The organism is Paenibacillus sp. 598K (assembly GCF_003851045.1).
Taxonomy (GTDB): domain Bacteria; phylum Bacillota; class Bacilli; order Paenibacillales; family Paenibacillaceae; genus Paenibacillus_D.
In genome coordinates, this window is sequence record NZ_BFBX01000012.1 from 51774 (window position 1) to 70899 (window position 19126).

Here is a 19126-nt window from a genome sequence, read left to right on the forward strand (position 1 = left end):
AGGAGAGGAACATTTTCAGCACTGCAGAGTCACCCCTAACGATCCTTCAGCGCTTGCGGTAGCTGGTCGGCGAGACGCCAACGTATTTCTTGAACTTAGCGTGGAAATAATCCGGGTTCAGGTAGCCGACGCGTTCGGCCACCTGGTACACCTTCAGTCCTTCTTCGAGCAACACCTTGGCCTGCTCGATCCGCACCTTGTCCAGGTAGGTGTTGAAGTATTCTCCGGTCTTGGTCTTGAACAGCTTGCCCAGATAGGCGCTGTTATAATTGAAGGCCGCGGCCAGCATCTCCAGCCTCAGCTGCTGGCTGTAGTTGCGGTGGATCACATCGAGCAGTCGCTTGATCTGCTGGTCAGCCGTACCTTGGTCGAGGCGAGTGACGACCGCTCCAAGCGTCTGCATAACCGAGTCGATCACCTCGGAGAAATGCGGCTTGCGGTAAGCCTCGAGCAGCTCTGCCGCATGACTGCCCGGCTCGCGTGCCAGCTCGGGGCGATGCTGGGCGAGTCTGTGGATGACGCTCGCCGTCGCCTGGGCCAATCTCGACTTGAGCTCCTGCTCGCCGATGCCGACTGCCAGCCACTGCCGACCCGTATCCTCGAGCAGACGGCGCGCCGCCTCCAGGTTGCCGGCATCAGCGGCAATATACAGTGTATCGACGAGCGTCGCCGGACTCATGGGGAACAACCGCGACTCTGCGGAGACGTCTCCCGGTACCGATGGTCGGTCAACCTGCGTCAGGATCTGATTGCCGTCATAGCGGAAGGCATCGGCGAGCAGAGCCTGCGCCACTGCTCGACTGGTCGGCCAGGCGGTCACGTCTGCGACGACGTCTCCTGCAGCCGCAACCCAGCTAACGGGCAAGCCCTCGAGCGCCCCTTTGATCAGCTCCCTCGTCCAGGCAAGGCCGGCGTTCGGAGCATCCGAGCACTTGATCGCCAGCGCGATATACTGCTGATAGCCGAAGACGACCCCGCGTTCAGCCTCGTCGAGACGGCGGCCAAGCTTCTCTGCGATCTCGCGGATGATCCCATCCCCCTCTGGACTGTCTACATTCAGGCGGAGCAGGACAATACGACCGCTAGCCCATGACAGTCCGACAGCCTTGGCGGCTGCCGGCTCAGCCTGGCCGTCCAGCAGCTCGCGCAGCAGCTGCTCGCGATCCGGCGGCCGCGCCGACAGCCGGCGCTGCTCAGTCTCCGACTCGATCAGCTCGCGCAGCTTCACCAGATGCTGCTGCAGCTCGTCCTCGTCCACCGGCTTGAGCAGATAACCGTCGGTCTGCAGCTTGATCGCTTGCTTGGCATACTCGAAGTCGGCGTACCCGCTCAGGATGAGGAAACGAACCGCCCCTCCCTTGTTGCGGATCGCCTCGATCAGCTCCAGTCCGCTCATGCCGGGCATGCGGATATCGACGATCATCAGCTCGGGACGATGCTGCTCATAGTGCTCCAGCCCCTCCCGTCCATTCGCCCCCGCCGCGACTACCTCGTAGCCGAGCTCCCGCCAGGGGAGGATCGACTGCAAACCCTCGCGGATCATCTTCTCGTCATCGACGATGACTACCTTGATCATAACATCCCCCCTCCTGCCGGCACCCGTAGACGGATCTGCGTCCCCCGGCCCGGCTCGCTCGCGATCGTCAGTCCAGACCCGGCGCCATAAGCGAGCAGCAAGCGCTGGTGAACATTACGGATGCCGATCCTGTGACCCTCCTCCTCCTCGCAATCCTCCATCGAATGGCGGATCGCCTCCAATCGCTCGGGCTCGATACCGGCGCCGTCGTCCTCCACCAAGATGACGACATCGACGCCGTCTCGCCAAGCGCTGACCGATACCCTGCCGCCGCCCTCGAGCCGTTCGAGGCCGTGGATGACGGCATTCTCGACGAGCGGCTGGATGATGAGCGGCGGCACCTGGACATCGGCGATATCGTCGTCCGAACGCACCTCGTAGGTCAGACGCTCCTCATGGCGGAACTGCTGGATCTCCAGATAGCTGCGCGCGATATCGAGCTCGTCGCGCAGCAGCACCGTCCGCTTGCCCGCCTCCAGATTGGCCCGCATCATCCGTCCGAGCATCTTGACGACGCGGGCGATGCCCGCTTGTCCGTTCAGATGCGCCTTCATCCGGATCGACTCGAGCGTGTTGAACAGGAAGTGCGGGTTGATCTGGCTGGCCAGCATCTTGAACTTGATCTCGTTCTGCCTTAGCTCCAGATCGTTGCGCTGTCGGTTGGACTCCTTGACCTCGATCATCAGCTCATCGATGCTGACGACCATGCTGTTGAACTGGCGCGACAGCTGGCCGATCTCGTCCTTGCCGTCGATCGCCATCGACGTCTCGAAGTTGCCCGTGGCGACCTTGTTAATATGCTTGCTGAGCCGCCGCAGCCGGTTGGCGATGAGCGCCGAGAACATATAGATGAGGATGATCGCGATGACCATGCTGATGCCGATGACGGTGAGCGCGACATTGTTGATCCGGTTCGCATCCTTGACGATGCTGTCGACCGAGAACACCGAGATGACGCGGATGCCGTTGATGCTGCTCTGCGGCACCAGTTGCTCGATGAGGATCTTGGATGCCTCGCCGTCCACCACGGCGTCAAAGGAGCCGCTGGCCTCATGCATGACCGCGGCATCAAACTGGATATCCGCCAGATTGCGCCCGGTCCGTCCCGGCCGATTGGCGGCGATGATCGCATCCTGATCGTCGACGAGCATCGTCTCGAACGCCTCCTGGCCCAGGATCGACTGCAGCAGACCCGTATTAACATTGATGACCAGGACGCCGTCGACGTTGTTTTCCCGGAAGTCCACCTTGCGAATCAGGCTGAAGCGCGGCGTCTGATCCCGCTCGTCGAGGATATAATTCCAGGCGATCAGGCCGTTGTTGGCGAGCGCCTGCTCGTACCACGGCTGCCGGAGCGTCTGCGCGTCCGGCTGGATGAACTCCCAGTTGTTGAGCAGCGTCTTGTTGTCGATATAGAAGCGGATATCCGAGATTTCCTTGTACAGCCTGGCGTATTCCCGGAAGTCGGGATATCCGCGATAGGCGCTTACGACCTCGTAGACCGTCTCGTACTGGCGGTTGGCCAGCTCCTTGAGCCGATTGTCGTAGGAGAGCCGATAGGAGATGTCGTAGGAGACGTTGACCACCTCCGCCGTCCGCTTCAGCACACGGTCGACATTCAGCGCATTTTGCTTGAGCGCGTTGCCGAGCGCCATCTCCCGCAGCTCATTGGTTAGGAACAGACCCACAATCATGACCGGCACCAATACGATCGCGATAAAGGTGAGCATCAGCTTATGCTGCAGCTTTATATCATTCAAGTAACGCAGCATGTCGGTATCCCCCTTGCGCGCCCTCTTCGCCGTAAGCGTTATCATCGCTTCGGACAGAGCGTTCCGCCGATGTCATCTCTGATTATAATCGAACGGAACAGGGAAAAGCATGGGTTAATCAGACTAAAAATCAGGTGAAAATTAGTGATTGACTGCAAAAAAAGGCGAACCGGCCATTGGCTGATTCACCTTTTGGGGTATTCAGTTTGGTCAAGCTCAGTTGCCCGGCAGCTCGCGCTTCAGGAAGTTCCAGAAGTTGTTGTAGAACAGGTCGGCGACGTCGCGCTGGATCTCCTCGGCGGTCACCTGCCAGCCGCTGACGGCGATGTCGGTGTACTTGTCGATCAGCGCGTCGGCGATGATACGCTTGGAGTGGCTCCACTTGTAGACGACCTGGTCGAGCACGCGCGCATCGGAATGCTGCGGGATCATGCTCGTGCCGAGCATCTCCATCCGCATCCGCGTCATCTCGTCGATGAACACCGGATTGTTCAGGAACCACCAGCAGCCGAACACCATCAGGTTGCGGAACTTGCGCGCCAGCGTCGTCAGCTCATGCTGATTTTCGCGGGAGAGCATGGTGACGAGGAACTTATTCTGCGGATAGTGCAGCAGCATATGCTCGAGCGACTCCAGACCCGCCTTGGCGACATAGTCGCCAGCATCGCCGAGCGCCGGATGTACCCGCTTCTTGACGCCGATCATCATCGCGAACGGGATGTTGCGCTCGCGGCTGATCGGCAGGATGCAGTCGGCGATGACGCGCGAGCGGTCGGAGTCCTCCGGGAAGGCAAAGCTCGGCGGAAGCGATACGGCCATATAGAGCGGGTTCATCCGATCGATCCAGTCCGTCAGGAAACGGCGCACCTCGGCGATCGTCGCTTCATTCCACTCGTCCTCCACCGCATAGCCCCACTCGCGGAGCGACGACTTGGTGTTGGCATAGTCATTGAGCAGCGGATCCATCCGCAGCACCGCGTGGAACCGCTCGTCGTACTTGACGCCGGAGAGCCAGATGTTGCGCTCTTCTTCATTGAAGATATCGTTGGTCATGACGACATGCTCGACCTTGGCCAGCTTCAGCGTCGCATCGACATGCTCGGCCGGCGTCATGCCGTCGAAGAACTTGCGGTAGCTCGCCAGATCGCGGCTGCCCACATCCTGGCCGAACGCCTCCAGACAGGTCAGCACGCCGCGACATGCTTCGCTGATCGGCGAATGGTTGATGAACAGCTCCTGCCAGATCAGCTCGGCTTGCTCCTGCTTGCTCAGCTTCCAGAAGTCCTCGATCGCGATATCCGACCAGCGCATCACCTCGGCGACGAGGTAATGGTAGGTCAGCAGCTCGTCGATGCCGCGCAGCAGCAGGCCGCCGAACTCCGGCGAGTACAGATGGGTGTGCAGATCGGTGACCGGCTGCTCGGCTACAGTCTTGCGTACGAATGAGGCCAATTGATCCTGAGCGATAATAGTAGTCATCGTGAATAATTCCTCCCATATACAGTAGTGTCTACAACGTCACGCCGTCCTTGAAGATAGCAATCTCGCGGTACCCGTACAGCTCATTGTTCGTCTCCTTGACGCCCGAGGCGATATCCAGTACGTACTGGAACAGATCGTCTCGCACCGCGTCCTTATCTGCGCCGTCGATCAGCTGACCGGCGTTGAAGTCGATCCAGTGCTTTTTGCGTTCGGCCAGATCGGAGTTGGTCGAGATCTTCACGGTCGGCACCGCGCCGCCGAACGGCGTGCCGCGTCCGGTCGTGAACAGCACGATATGCGCGCCCGCCGCCGCCAGCGCCGTCACGGACACCTGGTCGTTGCCTGGAGCTTGCACGAGATTAAGTCCTGTCGAATGAACGCGCTCGCCGTATGGCAGGACATCGACGACATTGCTCGTGCCGCCCTTCTGCGTGCAGCCGAGCGACTTCTCCTCAAGCGTGCTGATGCCGCCGCTCTTGTTGCCGGGAGACGGATTCTCGTATACCTCCTGGCCGTAGCGGATAAAGTACGACTTGAAGTCGTTGACGAGCGAGACGATCTTGTCGAAGGTCTGCTCGTCCTTGGCCCGGTTCATCAGGATCGTCTCCGCGCCGAACATCTCCGGCACCTCGGTGAGGATGCTCGTGCCGCCGTAGCCGATCAGCTTGTCGGAGAAGGCGCCGACGAGCGGGTTGCCGGTAATGCCCGAGAAGCCGTCCGAGCCGCCGCACTTCAGCCCTACCTTCAGCTTGGTGACGGGGATCGGCTGGCGCTGCATCGTCTCTGCATAATCCACTAGCTCATCGAGCAGCTCCAGCCCGCGCTCCAGCTCGTTGTCCACCTCTTGAGCGGCCATGAACTTGATCCGCTTCGGGTTGAGGTCGCCGATCACCTGCTTGAATTCGCCGATCTGGTTATTCTCGCAGCCGAGGCCGACGACGAGCACGCCAGCCGCATTGGGATGGTTCGCCAGCGCGGCGAGCAGCTTCTGCGTATAGCTCAGGTCGTCGCCGAGCTGCGAGCAGCCGAGCGGATGCGAGAAGTGATGCACGCCGTCGATGCCCCGGCTCGCATAACGCTTCGTCGCCAGCATCTCCAGCCGCTCGCATGTCTTGTTGATGCAGCCGACCGTGTTGATGATCCAGATCTCGTTGCGGATGCCGGCCTCGCCATTCTCCCGCAAGAACCCCTGGAACGTCGGGATGTCCGCCGGAGCAGGCGGCGCCAGCAGCTGCGGCTCGTACGTGTAGGAGAGCAAGCCGGACAGCCCCGACTTCAGATTATGCGTATGCACCCACTGGCCCGGTGCGATGTCCTGCTGCGCGATGCCGATAGAGTAGCCGAACTTGTAGACATGCTCTCCCTTGGCAATCGCTTTCACCGCCGCTTTGTGCCCGGCAGGGATGTCCTCTTGCAACGTTATTATTGTACCATCAATCTCGAATTCCGTCCCTGCCTTCGTCTCCTGATACAGGATGAATACCGAGTCCTCCGACTTGATCTTAATATAGGCGCTCATCGCGCTCCCTCCTCTCGGGCCAGCAGCTCAGCCAAGGCGCTGCCCAGCCTCTCGTAACAGCCCTCGCGTAGCTCGGCAGGCAGCTCCCGCCCTGGAGGCGCAGCGAAGATCGTCTCCGACTCCATGACGCCGGCGACCAGCCCCGACAGATCGCCCGTGCGATCGTAGCTCGACCAGAGCTCGGCGAATGCCGTCAATGCCGCGGCATCGTCCTTCAGCTCGAACGTCTGGCGATCGCCATCCTTGATACGATAGCCAAGCCACGACGCGCCGTCAGCCGTGCAACGATGGAAGCGGATAAACGCGGCGATCGAGCCGATCATCGTCTCCGGCACGATGCCCTGGGCTGTCGCATATTCGCGCAGCGTCGGCTGCAGCCGCGTCTGGAACTTCTGGATCGAGTTGAGCGCGATGTCGAGCAGCCGATGGTCGATGAACGGATTGGCGAAGCGCTCCAGCGTCTGCTCGATATAGGCCGCCGACGCTTCATGCGGGAATGGCAGCACAGCCGACACCGTCTCGCTCAGAAAGCGTCGAAGCGGCGCAGCGACTCGCGTATCGGCGACCGCGTCGCGGACGATATCGTGACCGAGCAGATAGGCCATCGGGACGAGGAACGTATGCGCGCCGTTGAGGATCCGTACCTTGCGCATGCTGTACGGCTGCAGATCGCTCACCCACTCGACGCGCAGTCCCGCCTCGGCGAAGGGCAGACGGCGCGCCAGCTCGGCATCGCCCTCGATCACCCATTGATAATACGGCTCGGCGGCTACCAGCAGGCGGTCCTCATAGCCGAGCTGCTCCTGTAGCGCCGCCGCCTCGGTCTCGGCCGGATAGCCGGTGACGATCCGGTCGACGAGCGAGTTGACGAACCGCACCTGCTCGCGGACGTAGCGGTCGAACCCCTCGCCGAGCTGCCAGGCTGCGACCTTCTGCAGCACCACCTCGCGCAGCGCGTCGCCGGGACGAGGCAGCAGCTCGCATGGCACGACGATCGTCTCGGCCTGCCCTCCCAGCGTCTCATAGCGCCGGAGCAGCCACGCCGTCAGCTTGCCCGGGTATGAGAGGATCGGCTGCGACGGGTCGTAGACCTCCTCCGTATAGACGATGCCCGCCTCTGTCGTATTGGAGAAGACGAACTCGATCTGCGCCTCCTCGGCCGTAGCCAGGAAGCTCTCCCACTCGGCATAAGGATCGACGCAGCGCGCGATGCTCGTCACCAGCTCGGCGCGGTCCACCGTCTGGCCCTCGCTGATGCCTCGTTCGATGACAGTGAACAGCCCCTCTTGCTCCTGCAGCGTCGCCAGCTTGCGAGCGCCGCCGGGGCGCGGCTGCGTGACGAGCACCGAGCCGCCGAACAGTCCTTGCTCGTTGGCGCGATGGATCATCCAGTCTACAAAAGCGCGGATAAAGTTGCCTTCTCCGACCTGAATAGCCCTAACGGGCCATGCGCCGATCTGGCCGGCTACCTCCGGCAGAGCGCGCGATAAACGCGGATTAGCCATGTAGAACCCTCCATTCTGTAACATCAATAACAACGTTGTTATAAAAGTCCTGAGCGGCGCCCCCTTATGAAGGAGGGCGCGCTGTCGAGCTCCGAATATGAAGCACCGGCTTGATCGTCCGGCTCTGCGGCTCGCCGTCTTGCCGCACCATCGTGAGCATCATCTCTACCGTGCGCTCGGCGACCTCCTCGAGCGGCGGGCCGACCGAGGTGAGCGGCACTTCAGCATACGCCATCTCGGGCAGCTCGTCATAGCCGATCAGCGACACCTCGGCCGGGACTGCGATGCCGCGCTCGGCAAAGGCGCGCAATGCGCCCCGAGTGACCAGATTGTTGCCGCCGATATAGGCGGTGGCCAGCCCGTCAGCGGCATCGAGACGACGGATCGCCTCGTACCCTTCCTCCCACGACATCCCGCCCTCCAGCACGTCGCCAGGATGCAGCCGCAGGCCAAAATCGAGCAGCGCTTCCCGGTACCCGCGTTCCTTGACCGGCTTGCCGTCGCCGATGTAGCCGATCCGGCGATGACCAAGCGCGTGCAGATGCTCGACCGCGGCATAGATCCCCGCCTTGCGGTCGATCTGCAGCGCATGCACCGGCAGATGCGTATTGCTGCCGACGACGAGCAGCGGCGTGTCGAGCAGCGCCAGCCGTTTGGACAACTGCAGCGCATGCGCCTCGACATCGCCCCAGAAGATCAGGCCGTCCACCCGCATCTGGCGGAACCAGTCGGCTGCCTGCTCGGGCGGCGACATCATCATGACGGTCTCGTAGCCATGCCTCTGGAACATCTGGAACAGTCGCATCGCCAGCTGCGCGTACAGCGGATTGTCGACATCTTGCCAGATCAGGCCGATCATCCCGCTCTTGCCGCTGACCAGCTGGCGAGCCAGCAGATTGCGGCGATAGCCGTATTGCTCGGCGATCCGCAGCACCTTGCGCTTCGTTTCTTCCTTGACGAGCGGACTGTCGTTAAGCGCTTTCGAGACGGTACTGAAGCTGCAGCCGGCGAGCTTGGCGATTTCTTTTATCGTGATCATCGTGTTCACCCTACCCGCTTTCGCCTTGCTTTGCTCTCACTATAGCACACTCTGCCGGCACTAACAATAACAACGTTGTTATTCAATTTTTTCTGCTGCATGCCGCCCCCTCAAAAAAACGCGAATTTTGAAATGGAAAGCGCTTTAAAAATAGGTCTTTCGGGCAGCCATTTTTCGACGTTATTTTTCGCTATCTTCTGGTACGCTCAAATTGTGCTAAAACGAAATTTCTGATTAGGGGGAATGCAATGGTCCTGTAACGAGGCATTCAGGTTTTGATATTGGCTGGTACGTAACTATTGAAGGGAGCAATGAACCTTGTTTAAGAAAAGGTATGTGACCATTTATCTCACGCTTTTCATTATGGCCTTCAGCTTCCCGTCGGCTTTTGCCGATGAAGCGTCGACTGATTCGGCCCTGCCGTTTATCCTCCAAAACAAAAACTTTGCTTTTGAAGAGCGCACGGATGCGCTCATCATCGATGCAGGCAAAAATGTAAGCGATTCCTCTCTGTCGAAAGACAGTTTTGACGTACATGTGAAGCTGACGCGGAAGGTCAACGCCGATCATGTCGTATACGACGATAAGCGCGTCGTTACAGATGTTTATATTAGTCAGGAGAACACTACGGGTTCGCCTGTGGATACCGGACGATATATTGTCGTGGATTTTGCAGATGTCGGCTGGGGCGATGGCGGTACGGCAATCGACGGGGGCTACACCCTCGATGCGCAGTATACAGTCACGTTCAAGGGAGACAAGCTGAACTATGCAGACGGATCTGCGATTGCCCCCACCTTCGTCCAGAAGGGCGTCGTCAGTCCTGTGCTCGATCAGTACAAGTATGCGAACCATGACGGTCTTGACTACAGCTACTTCTATAACGAAGAGGCCGAAGGGCCGTTGCCGCTCGTCGTCTTCTTCCATGGCGGCGGACAGGGCAATGACATCTATACGCCGATCCGCTTCAGCAATGGCGGCACGGTATGGGCCAACCCCGAAAATCAGGAGAAGTACCCTACCCATGTGCTGGCTCCGCGCAACGCAACCACTGAAGCGAGCATGCACAAGGTAAAAGCTGTCATCGATCAAATGATCGCAGACGGTAAGGTTGACAAAAATCGCATCTACATTACCGGCTTCTCGATGGGCGGCGGCTCCACCTGGACCTTCCTGCGGACTTACCCTGAGTTAGCTGCCGCAGCAGCTCCACTGTGTCCGGCTGGCGGTCCGCAAAGCGTCGAGAATGCTAAAAAAGTCGCCAATCTGCCGCTGTGGACGTTTGTCGACGAAGAGGATTTCCTCTATAACTCTGTCGTCAATACAGATAAAACTTACTCGCCGTACTGGAACGACTCTTTGCTGACGACCATCCCGTTCAACCAACTGATGGATCCGCCTTACAACGGCCATCGCTTCGACGGACACTCGGTCTGGCTGCCCGTCTACAACGAATATACGCATCCGGAGCGCGGCATGCTGATCGACTGGCTGTTCTCGCACAGCAAAGTCAGAGGCATCGCTGACGTGGAGGTAACGACAGAGGCCAAGGTGGCGCCTGTACTGCCCGCCACGGTCGCTGTAGAGATCAACTCCAGCGCGACGGGCGTCGCTGCAGAGGACCGTCCGGTCGTATGGGAAGCGATCTCGCCGCAGCGCTACGCCGCCCCTGGCGTCTTCGAGGTATCGGGCACGATCGAAGGCGTATCGGAAAAGGCTAAAGCTACCGTAACCGTCGTCTCCTCGACGGCCAGCTCGGCGACGCTGACCGGTCCTGCGCGAGTGCAGCCAGGGCAGCAATTCGAGGTCGTCTACGGGCTGAAAAATGTCAATCAGAAAGTATATGCTCAAGACTTCACAATCGTCTACGACGCCGATAAACTGGAGCTTGTCGGCTCGCCGGCTACGGTCAATGACAAGCTGTTCAATGTCGTCGGTACCGACGCCAAGGCTGGCAGCATTCGTATCCTGGGCGTACATCTCTCGGATAGCGTGGACCAGCCGAATCAAAATCTCGTCAAGCTGGTCTTCCGGGCCAAAAATGTCGCTGGCGTCACTGATATTAAAGTGATGGAGCTGCTGGTCTCCGATGCCGATGGTCCGGATACGGCGCTCGGCGGAGATACCCATGTCGTCGAGATTCGCACGCCTTCGGTGCCTGGCGACTTCAACAATGACGACAAAGTCACTGTAGGCGATCTGGCGCTGGTAGCCAAGGCTTACGGCAAAACGTCCGCAAGCGACGATTGGGATCAAGTAAAAGCTTACGACATCAACAAAGATGGCGTAATCGACATCGAGGATCTTGTCGCTATGGCGCGTCTCGTCCTGGGCAACTAATCATCACACGCAGACCAAGGGGATCGTCAGCAACTGGCGCGGTCGATACCCTTGGCCTGCCTCATTTATCCATACCATCATCCGATGCTGATGAACAAGGGAGACGATCGACTTGAAAATTCGGTACCTGCAGCTGATGCTGTCCATGCTACTGCTAGTTGCGATGTTGCCGCCTCTGGCCTTCGCCGAGGAGAAGCCTGCTTTTGTCCTGAGCACCTCCAACCAGCCTGCGAACGTCGGCGATGTGCTCGCCATCACGGTCGAAGGCCGGAATATAAAGGATGTGTACGGGTACGAGCTGCGACTGACCTATGATCCGGCCGTCCTCAAGCTCAAGGAGGCAAAAGCCGCATGGGAAGGCTATTCGGTTCCGCCGATCGACGAGAAGGGCAACCTGACCTTTGCCCATACGAAAATCGGCAAAACGAAAGGAGAGAGCGGCTCGCTGCGCTTTGCCACCATACAATTCGAGGTGATCGCGCAGAAAGACACCGAGATCCGGCTGACACGCGTCAAGCTGGTCGACAGCGATAGCGGCAGCATCACCGCAGAGCCGAGTTTTTCGCTACCGATCAGTATGGCTAAGCAGCCGCCGAAAAGCTACTACGAGGATACGATCGGTCATTGGGCCGAGATGGAAATCGCCAGAGCTACAGAGATGGGCTGGGTCAATGGCTATCCGGACGGCCGATTCGCTCCGCAAGAGGAGGTTACGCGCGCGCAATTTGCGACGATGCTCTCGAGGGCGCTCGCACCGACGCCTCCGTCGGAAGCCGCGTTGCCGTTCGCAGACGAATCGCAAATCCCGGCCTACGCCAAGCCCCATGTGTCGCTGTGGGCCGCTGCGGGCATCATCAAAGGTTATGAGGACGGCAGCTTCCGTCCGTCGCGATCGATCACGCGCTCCGAGATTACTACGCTGCTGATGCGCGTCCTCGGACATGAAGAGCAGACGGAGCAGACGGGAGCGCTCGTCTACGCCGATCAGGATGCGATACCGTCCTGGGCTCGTTCGGCCGTTGCAGCCGCGTCGGATATCGGGCTGGTCAAGGGCAGGGACAATAATCAGTTCGTCCCAGGCGGCTATACGACCCGGGCCGAAGCGGTCACCTTGATCCTGCGCCTGCTCGACTATCTGTCGGAAGCCTAGGAAACACCAAAGCCTGCCTATACGCGAGGAATCGACAGCTGTAAGCCGTCGGTCCTCCGTACAGGCAGGCTAATTTGCATTTTAGGGCAGGATCAGCGACATGAGTCGCGCTTGTCCCCACGGCGCGATGCGCACCGTGACCAGCATCTCCTCGCGCTGCTCCTCAAGCTCCCGTCCCGTGCCCTCGGGCACATAATAACGCTCGAGCCCATACGTCAGCTGGATCGTATCCGGGGCGACGTAGCCGACTCTCGCCTTCAGCACCGCCTCGTCCCCTGTCGTCTCCGGGCGCTCAGGCGACACCGATACAGCCTCGTAGATGCCCTCCTCGCCAGCTGCGCGCCGCAGCTTCACATAGACGATCTCCCGCCGCTCCGGCTGCCCGCTCCCGGTCCACAGTCCGCGATCGAGGCGGCTGATCTCATAGCTCAGGATGACATAATCGCCGTAGAACAGATCGCGCGGATCGACCGGCGCCGTTTTCAGCTTGATCTCCTTGCCATACCAGCCTGCCGCCTCGCTCGACAGCGCCATGCCTGCGAGTACGAGTACCTGGAGGACGATCAGGACGACGAGCCATCTTCTTCGGGTAGTTGGCTTAAGCATGGCGATCTCCTCCTTCGTCAGATAAAGCGCTGCGGCGGCGTCGACCGAGATACCAGCTGAGCAGCAGCATGAGCACGCCGCCGATCAGGAAAAACATCGAGCGGTCCATAAAGTCCCACGCCAGACGGGTATAGGCCAACAGCGTCGCGAACAGGAACAGCACGGTGCCGAGATTGATCCGGAAGCGCCACTGCTCGTCATACCCGTGCCACAGCACATAGAGCGAGTAAAACGCCAACGCCAGCAGGTAGAGCAAATCTGTGCCTGCCGGGATAAAAAACCACGGCAGCAGCAGCAGCCAGTCGCCCGCCGTGGCGATCCGCTGTCGGCTCAGCTTGCCAAGCAGCGACACGGCCAGCAAGCCTGCGAACACGAACAGAAAGACGATGGACCGAAGACGTTCGTCCGCGCCAAAGTCGAGCACCGGCACGTCATCGGAAAACATGACCATAATAAAGCCAAAGAAATACATCCCCGTCAATACGCTGCCTTGCAAACCATAGACGTCTCGTTTGGCCTTAAGCCAATCGGCGGCAGCATACAGAGCCATCGATGGCACGTAAAACCAGACAATCGTCCACCCCTCCATGCTGATCCAGATCGTCGTCTGGGCCAGCAGGCTGAGGCCCAGCACCCAGGCCATCCAGCCGTCGCGATGCTTCAGCCAGTAGGCCCCAAGACCGATCGCCAGGACGAGGAAGGCATACAGGTTGAATTGCTCGGTATCGCTCAGGCTGTACCCTTGCGAGATGCTCAGCACGATTGCTGTATAGAAGAACAACACGCGCGACGGATAGAGCCAGACGAGCAGCACGCCGGCGATGCCCCAGAGCAGGAACGCCGTCGATTGCGCCAGCAGCAGATGATACATCTGCACGACGAGGAAGATCGAGCCCCCGAAGGCCGCGAGACCAACCGCGAGCAAGCCGATGCCGAGCAAGCGATCGCCGCGGCGATGGAAGTATTCGCCCGCCGCATAGAAGCCCGTCATGACGACGATGAGCAGGAGCAGCCGCCAAATATGGTCGATCGCCTGCCAATTGGCCGCTACGTATGTCAAGATTCCCAGTCCGACGAGCAGACTGCCCAGGATCGGCAGGATGCCTATCGCCCGCTTCTTCTCATCGTACAGAGACAAGAGCCGGTCGGCCTGCTCTGACGATATGATGTCTTCCCGCACCCAACGGGGCGCTTCCTTTTCCAGCCATTTGCGCGACATCGGCCATCACTCCTTTTATCTACAGTATACTTGGCTGCAAGGGATTTCATAGTCCTAATCTACCCTAGTACCAGTGCAATCAATCGCATGACGAAGCCCCCGAACCGAGGGGTCCGGGGGCAAGAGCGAGATCATCGTATGGTCCTGGCTATGACAGGCTGGCAGGAGAAATGTCCTTGGACGCGCTATGCGACCACAGACGATCTATACGCCGGCATAGGACATGAAGCCGCCGTCGACCGGCACCGTGATGCCGGTGACGAAGCCGGACATCTGCTCGTCGACGAGCCAGATCAGCGTGCCGAGCAGATCCTCCGGCTTGCCGAAGCGCCGCATCGGCGTATGGGTCATAATCTTGTGCGAGCGCTCTGTCAGCGAGCCGTCCTCGTGCGTCAACAGACGGCGGTTCTGCTCGGTCAGGAAAAAGCCCGGCGCGATCGCGTTGACGCGGATGCCGGCATCGGCCATATGGACGGCCAGCCACTGCGTAAAGTTGTCGATCGCAGCCTTGGCCGCGCTATAAGCCGGCACCTTGGTCATCGGACTCGGCGCGCTCATCGACGACATATTGAGGATGACCGCTCCCGGCCGGTGCGCCATGCCGCGGCCGAACACCTGGCTCGGAATAAGCGTGCCGATGAAGTTCAGGTCGAATACATGACCGAAGCCCTCGACGCCGAGATCAAAAAAGCTCGTCACCTCGGGATCGTCGACATCCTCCGCCCGATAGGTCTCATGGGTCGTGCTGCCCTTCGGATGATTGCCGCCGGCGCCGTTGATCAGAATGTCGCAGCCGCCAAATGTCTCGGAGACGAGCGCCTCGGCGCGCTGTACGCTAGCCTTGTCGAGCACGTCGCAGGCGATCGCTATCGCCTCGCCGCCCGCCTCGCGGATCGATGCGGCTACGGCCTCGCCCTTGTCCGCCGTCCGATTCAGGATCGCTACCTTGACGCCGTGGCGTCCCAGCTCGCGCGCCATCGCCGCGCACAGCACCCCGCTGCCGCCGGTGATGACAGCCCGCTTGCCGGCCAGATGAGGATGGATCGGGATCATACAGTCAGCCTCCCTTGTTTTTGTCGCTCCAGCGAATCCCAGACGCCCCACAGATACATGATGCCGAGCGCCCGGTCATAGAGACCGTAGCCCGGTCGGCACTCTTCGTCCCAGATATGACGGCCGTGATCGGGTCTGACGTATCCGGTGTACCCCTGCTCGTGGTAGGCGGCGACGACATCGCACACATCGACAGTGCCGTCCTGGGCGCGATGCGACGTCTCGATGAAGTCGCCGTTGTCATAGAGGCGGACGTTGCGGATATGCGCAAACGGGATGCGCGGTCCGAACTCGCGCACCATCGCCGCGACGTCGTTGTCCGGCCGCGAGCCAAGCGAGCCGCTGCATAACGTCACGCAGTTGTACGGACTGTCGACCAGCTGCAGCAGACGGCGGATATGCTCCTGCGTGGTGATGATCCGGGGCAGGCCGAAGATCGAATACGGCGGATCGTCGGGATGGATCGCCATCTTGATGTCGAGCCGCTCCGCCGTCGGCAGGATCGCCTCCAGGAAGTAACGCAGATGCTCCCACAGGTCCTCCTCCGAGACGTTGCGGTATGCCTCGAAGCTGGCCGACAGATGCGCGAGCCGCTCGGGCTCCCAGCCTGGCATCGAGTACTCGGGATTGACGGCGATCTTGCGCACCAGCTCGAGCGGGTCCATCTGATCGACGCGCGACTTCTCGAAGAACAGCGCTGTCGAGCCGTCTTCCAGTTCGCGGAACAGCTCAGTGCGCACCCAGTCGAACACCGGCATGAAATTGTAACAGATCGTCTTCACGCCGACGGTCGCCAGCTTCTCCATCGTCCGCTTGTAGCTCTCGATATACTGATCACGGCTAGGCAGCCCCAGCTTGATGTCCTCGTGAACATTAACGCTCTCGACAACGTCGAGATGCAGACCATACGGCGCGACCTGCGCCTGCAGCGCCTCGATCTTGTCGAGCGGCCACTCCGCGCCGGGCAGCTCGTCATGCAGCGACCATGCGATCCCCTCGACGCCCGGGATCTGGATGATCTGCTTCAGCGTGACGCTGTCATTGCCTTCGCCATACCATCGGAATACCATCCTCATCGGAATCTCTCCTTACTGTTCATCATCTATTGTTCAACTTCGAAATAATGGGGGTAGCGGGCGAGCAGCTCAGGCAGCTCCTCCTCCAGCTTGCCGATATGCGTCCGCAGCCCTTCGACTGCCGCCTGCTCGTCGCCGCGCTGAACGGCAGCCAGCAAGGTCGCATGCGCCTCGATCACCTGATCCATGTCCCGGAACTCGCGGATCGCCAGCAGACGCAGCCGATTGATATGCGCCCGCACCTGGTCGATAATGCCGAGCAGCATCGTGTTGCCGGTCACCGCCATGATCTCGCGATGGAACGCTTCGTCCTCCTGCAGGAAGCGATACATATCGCCTGCGGCTGCCGCCTCGGCCTGGCTAGCCAGCAGCTGCGCAAGCCGGGCCTCGGAGGCGGATCGGTCGGCCATTGCCCATAGCTGCGCCGCCGCGCGGAACGCTCCTGTCTCTAGCCGCTCCCTTACGAAGCGGGCTTCCGCTACTCGGGCGAGCGAGATGCGGGCGACTCGCGTCCCCCGCTGCGGCTCAACCTCGATGAGGCGCTCCGAGGCGAGCTGCCGGATCGCCTCGCGGATCGGCGTACGGCTGACATGCAGCGACTGGGCCAGCTCGTTCTCGTACAGCATCGTTCCGGGCTCGGCCTGCAGACTGACGATGCCGGCGCGGATACTGTGGTAGACCCGACTGCCTAGCGATTGCCGGCGAGGCGGTTCGATCGGGGAGAACGTCATGACGGCACTTCCTCTCTTTTGATTGCTGAGATCAGTGTAGCACAGTCGATGAATACTTGTATACAAGTATTTAAGGCAGCATTTTTGCATGAGCTGTTTAATTTTTCCTTGGGCCGGGTAATGGTTGATGCCAAATGTGTATGATTACGGGTTAAGGAGGATGCCCATTGGTCGTGTTCCTGTTGCTGCTGCTCATCGTCACTGCATCTATCCTGATCCTGCTTGTCTGGCTGCGGCCGCGCGCAGATGTCAAAGCTCCGCAGAGCGAACGGCCCGAGCGGACCGTGCCTGCGCTGTCCGCGTCATCGGGGTTCCGCCTGCTCAGCCCTGAGTCGCTGGACGATGCCCCGCCGCTGCAGGGACGAGCGAGAGAAGTGCTCGATGCGGCATCGCTCCATATCGCCGGACTGCGCAGCGTCGCCTCTCGGCTCGCCGATCGCGAGGTTGCGGCCAAGGTGCAGGAGCTGTGCGCCGTCTCCGAGAGTATCGCCGCCAAGATCCGTCGCAATCCCGATAGCCTCCCTCTCGTGCAGCGACATTACGACTACTATCTGCCGACCGCAGCAGACCTGATGGACCGTTACGACCGGCTGGTGCACAGCAAGGTCTATACCAAAGACATGGAGTTCCAGGTCAAGCGCATCGAGAATCTGCTGCCTGCGCTGCGTTCGCACTTCGATAAATATATGGGCAAGCTGTTGCGCCATGAACTGATCGACCTGGAGGTCGAAGTCAATACGCTCGAGGAGGTTATGCGCTCCGAGCGCGTCTCCGGCTAGGCCTCGCCCGCCCGGCCGCCGCACCCCTGTCCGCAGTCAATAAAGGAGGAAACAGAAATGAACGAATCCGTATCCCGTCCAATCCCAGCCGAGAACGTCCAAGGCGCGGATCTCTCCGGAATCCTCGGACAGCTGACGCCAGTCGAGCTCCAGCAAGCCCGCCGCCTCGCCGAAACGCTGTTGATCGAGGACTCCGCGTCAGTCGCCCGGTTCGGCAACGCGATCCAAGAGGATATCGCCGCCTTCGCTGGCTCCATCCTGGCGCAGGTCCGCAGTGGCGAAAGCGGCGAGATCGGCGAAGCGGTGACCGAACTCATCCTGGCGCTGCAGCAAACGCCCGCCGAGGACAAGCCGCGTCACCGCCTGGCCGCGCTGCCGATCGTCGGCCGCTGGGTGTCCGGCGTCAAACGGGCGGCCGAGCAATCGCGCAGCCTCGAGGACCAGGTCGAGAAGATCCGCACCCGACTGGACGCCTCCTACATTATGCTGCAAAAGGACATTCAGCTGCTGGATATTGTTCTTAAGCGCAATTACGACTATTTCAAGCAGCTCGATCTGCATATCGCTGCCGTGCAGCTGCGGCTGGAGGAAGCAGTCACGGAGGATCGACCCCGACTGCAGGAGCGAGCGCAGCAGGCAGCCGACCCTTGGTCCGAACAACGGCTGCGCGAGGCGGACGACTTCATCCGGCGTCTGGAGCTGCGGCTCGACGACTTCCGCCGCACCCGCTTCATCTCGCTCACGCAGGCGCCTCGCATCCGTCTGCTGCAGCAAGGCGAGCAGCTCATGATGGAGAAGATCCAGTCCGTCATCTACAATCTGCTGCCGCTCTGGAAGTTGGATCTGGTCACCACCTCCGCCCAAGCCCGGATCCAGCAAGCGATGGAGGTGCATCATCAGGTCAAGGATCAGATCGAAGCCAGCATGCAGCGCAGCGCCCGTAGACAGCGCGAGCTCACCCTGGAGATTGCTGCCCAGAGCGAGCAAGGCATGATCGGCATGGACACCCTGCGCACCGTCCATCAGGAGCTGGTCTCGACGCTGGAGGAGACGATGACGATCTGCGAGGAAGGGCGCAGACAGCGAGCGGAAGCCGAAGCCGAGCTGTCGGAGATGGAGCGTCAGCTCAAGGACAAGCTGGCAGCGACGATCGGGACGAATCTGGAGCGCTACGCCTGAGGAGCGGAGCGTGTGCACCGTTTATCGGACACGTAGCGAAAGAAACTTTCGTTGGCGCGCCGGCGACGGCGCATTTCGGACCTGGAGCGAAAGAAAGTTT

Annotated in this window: 15 protein-coding genes; 4 read left to right on the forward strand and 11 right to left on the reverse strand. The window is 60.4% G+C overall.

All coding sequences use genetic code 11. The features are described 5' to 3' along the window. Positions 1-46: 46 nt before the first annotated feature. The 6 genes from PA598K_RS05715 to PA598K_RS05740 all read right to left on the reverse strand — a co-directional run bounded on the left by PA598K_RS05715 (position 47) and on the right by PA598K_RS05740 (position 8893). Positions 47-1576 (reverse strand): response regulator transcription factor, encoded by a 1530-nt coding sequence (locus PA598K_RS05715; RefSeq protein WP_128656010.1) that lies wholly within the window; start codon positions 1574-1576, stop codon positions 47-49. Next, complete coding sequence (locus tag PA598K_RS05720; RefSeq protein ID WP_128656011.1) at positions 1573-3348, reverse strand: sensor histidine kinase; 1776 nt, start codon at positions 3346-3348, stop codon at positions 1573-1575. The genes PA598K_RS05715 and PA598K_RS05720 overlap by 4 nt, the downstream gene beginning before the upstream one ends. 216 nt (positions 3349-3564) lie before the next feature. Then, positions 3565-4827 (reverse strand): glucuronate isomerase, encoded by a 1263-nt coding sequence (locus PA598K_RS05725; protein ID WP_128656012.1) that lies wholly within the window; start codon positions 4825-4827, stop codon positions 3565-3567. A 31-nt stretch (positions 4828-4858) separates the two neighbouring features. Further along, positions 4859-6349 carry a UxaA family hydrolase gene (locus tag PA598K_RS05730; protein WP_128656013.1) on the reverse strand — a complete coding sequence of 497 codons (1491 nt, stop codon included), beginning with the start codon at positions 6347-6349 and terminating at the stop codon, positions 4859-4861. Then, positions 6346-7854, reverse strand: a complete 1509-nt coding sequence (locus PA598K_RS05735; RefSeq protein WP_185601597.1) for a tagaturonate reductase — start codon at positions 7852-7854, stop codon at positions 6346-6348. Before PA598K_RS05735 ends, PA598K_RS05730 begins: the two co-directional genes overlap by 4 nt. A gap of 64 nt (positions 7855-7918) precedes the next feature. Continuing rightward, positions 7919-8893 carry a LacI family DNA-binding transcriptional regulator gene (locus PA598K_RS05740; protein ID WP_128656015.1) on the reverse strand — a complete coding sequence of 325 codons (975 nt, stop codon included), beginning with the start codon at positions 8891-8893 and terminating at the stop codon, positions 7919-7921. A gap of 318 nt (positions 8894-9211) precedes the next feature. Here PA598K_RS05740 and PA598K_RS05745 point away from each other — a divergent pair, with 318 nt between their 5' ends. Continuing rightward, entirely contained in the window at positions 9212-11233 is a 2022-nt protein-coding gene (locus PA598K_RS05745) for a cohesin domain-containing protein (protein WP_128656016.1), read from the forward strand. 112 nt (positions 11234-11345) lie between these two features. Then, positions 11346-12383: an S-layer homology domain-containing protein gene (locus PA598K_RS05750; RefSeq protein WP_128656017.1), complete on the forward strand. Its 1038-nt coding sequence runs from the start codon at positions 11346-11348 to the stop codon at positions 12381-12383. 81 nt (positions 12384-12464) lie between these two features. Here the strand turns inward: PA598K_RS05750 and PA598K_RS05755 are convergent, their stop codons facing one another. From PA598K_RS05755 to PA598K_RS05775, 5 genes are all read right to left on the reverse strand, one after another. Next, on the reverse strand, positions 12465-12989 hold the full coding sequence (locus tag PA598K_RS05755) for a GDYXXLXY domain-containing protein (protein WP_128656018.1): 525 nt from the start codon (positions 12987-12989) through the stop codon (positions 12465-12467). Continuing rightward, on the reverse strand, positions 12982-14208 hold the full coding sequence (locus PA598K_RS05760) for a DUF2157 domain-containing protein (protein ID WP_128656019.1): 1227 nt from the start codon (positions 14206-14208) through the stop codon (positions 12982-12984). The genes PA598K_RS05755 and PA598K_RS05760 overlap by 8 nt, the downstream gene beginning before the upstream one ends. A 204-nt stretch (positions 14209-14412) precedes the next feature. Continuing rightward, positions 14413-15261 carry an SDR family oxidoreductase gene (locus PA598K_RS05765; RefSeq protein ID WP_128656020.1) on the reverse strand — a complete coding sequence of 283 codons (849 nt, stop codon included), beginning with the start codon at positions 15259-15261 and terminating at the stop codon, positions 14413-14415. Continuing rightward, positions 15258-16337 carry a mannonate dehydratase gene (gene uxuA, locus PA598K_RS05770; RefSeq protein ID WP_128656021.1) on the reverse strand — a complete coding sequence of 360 codons (1080 nt, stop codon included), beginning with the start codon at positions 16335-16337 and terminating at the stop codon, positions 15258-15260. Before uxuA ends, PA598K_RS05765 begins: the two co-directional genes overlap by 4 nt. A 26-nt stretch (positions 16338-16363) precedes the next feature. Then, positions 16364-17068 carry a GntR family transcriptional regulator gene (locus PA598K_RS05775; RefSeq protein ID WP_128656022.1) on the reverse strand — a complete coding sequence of 235 codons (705 nt, stop codon included), beginning with the start codon at positions 17066-17068 and terminating at the stop codon, positions 16364-16366. Between the two features lie 173 nt (positions 17069-17241). Here PA598K_RS05775 and PA598K_RS05780 point away from each other — a divergent pair, with 173 nt between their 5' ends. Both PA598K_RS05780 and PA598K_RS05785 read left to right on the forward strand, forming a co-directional pair. Next, on the forward strand, positions 17242-17847 hold the full coding sequence (locus PA598K_RS05780; protein WP_260405287.1) for a 5-bromo-4-chloroindolyl phosphate hydrolysis family protein: 606 nt from the start codon (positions 17242-17244) through the stop codon (positions 17845-17847). Positions 17848-17904: 57 nt separating this feature from the next. Then, complete coding sequence (locus tag PA598K_RS05785) at positions 17905-19026, forward strand: toxic anion resistance protein (RefSeq protein WP_128656024.1); 1122 nt, start codon at positions 17905-17907, stop codon at positions 19024-19026. The last annotated feature ends 100 nt before the right edge of the window (positions 19027-19126 follow it).

What these genes read in the sequence shown, in the direction of transcription:
- PA598K_RS05760 (WP_128656019.1), bottom strand. Translation starts at nt 14,208, where the DNA reads ATGTCGCGCAAATGGCTGGAAAAGGAAGCGCCCCGTTGGGTGCGGGAA.
- PA598K_RS05775 (WP_128656022.1), bottom strand. Translation starts at nt 17,068, where the DNA reads ATGACGTTCTCCCCGATCGAACCGCCTCGCCGGCAATCGCTAGGCAGT.
- PA598K_RS05765 (WP_128656020.1), bottom strand. Translation starts at nt 15,261, where the DNA reads ATGATCCCGATCCATCCTCATCTGGCCGGCAAGCGGGCTGTCATCACC.
- PA598K_RS05715 (WP_128656010.1), bottom strand. Translation starts at nt 1,576, where the DNA reads ATGATCAAGGTAGTCATCGTCGATGACGAGAAGATGATCCGCGAGGGT.
- PA598K_RS05730 (WP_128656013.1), bottom strand. Translation starts at nt 6,349, where the DNA reads ATGAGCGCCTATATTAAGATCAAGTCGGAGGACTCGGTATTCATCCTG.
- PA598K_RS05725 (WP_128656012.1), bottom strand. Translation starts at nt 4,827, where the DNA reads ATGACTACTATTATCGCTCAGGATCAATTGGCCTCATTCGTACGCAAG.
- PA598K_RS05755 (WP_128656018.1), bottom strand. Translation starts at nt 12,989, where the DNA reads ATGCTTAAGCCAACTACCCGAAGAAGATGGCTCGTCGTCCTGATCGTC.
- PA598K_RS05740 (WP_128656015.1), bottom strand. Translation starts at nt 8,893, where the DNA reads ATGATCACGATAAAAGAAATCGCCAAGCTCGCCGGCTGCAGCTTCAGT.
- uxuA (WP_128656021.1), bottom strand. Translation starts at nt 16,337, where the DNA reads ATGAGGATGGTATTCCGATGGTATGGCGAAGGCAATGACAGCGTCACG.
- PA598K_RS05720 (WP_128656011.1), bottom strand. Translation starts at nt 3,348, where the DNA reads ATGCTGCGTTACTTGAATGATATAAAGCTGCAGCATAAGCTGATGCTC.
- PA598K_RS05785 (WP_128656024.1), top strand. Translation starts at nt 17,905, where the DNA reads ATGAACGAATCCGTATCCCGTCCAATCCCAGCCGAGAACGTCCAAGGC.
- PA598K_RS05735 (WP_185601597.1), bottom strand. Translation starts at nt 7,854, where the DNA reads ATGGCTAATCCGCGTTTATCGCGCGCTCTGCCGGAGGTAGCCGGCCAG.